This is a genomic window from Caldimonas tepidiphila (genome assembly GCF_003569765.1).
Taxonomy (GTDB): domain Bacteria; phylum Pseudomonadota; class Gammaproteobacteria; order Burkholderiales; family Burkholderiaceae_C; genus Caldimonas; species Caldimonas tepidiphila.
This window is the reverse complement of record NZ_KZ983972.1, coordinates 1-286: the sequence shown is the minus strand read 5'-3', so window position 1 is coordinate 286 and position 286 is coordinate 1. Positions and strand designations below refer to the sequence as shown.

Annotated in this window: 1 pseudogene; it reads left to right on the top strand. The window is 66.4% G+C overall.

Features of this window, described 5'->3' with window-relative positions:
• Nucleotides 1–286: pseudogene (locus D3A59_RS03765) on the top strand (transposase); the annotation flags it as partial.

Below are 286 nucleotides of genomic sequence, written 5' to 3'. Positions count from 1 at the left end.
GAGGCTGGTCAAGAACGGGCAGGGTATGGCGGCGACGGCCAAGATCCTTGGGATTGCCGAGCAGACGCTGCACAACTGGATCAAGGCAGAGCGGGAGGGGCGGCTCACAGGCGCGGGCACCAAGTCGGTGAGTGCGGAGCAGATGGAGATTGCCCGGCTGCGCGCGGAGTTGGCGCGCGTGAAGATGGAGCGCGACATCCTGGGAAAAGCGACGGCGTACTTCGCGGGGGAGCGAGAGTGAAGTACGCGTGGATCGAGCGCAACCGGCAGCACTGGCCGGTGTCGC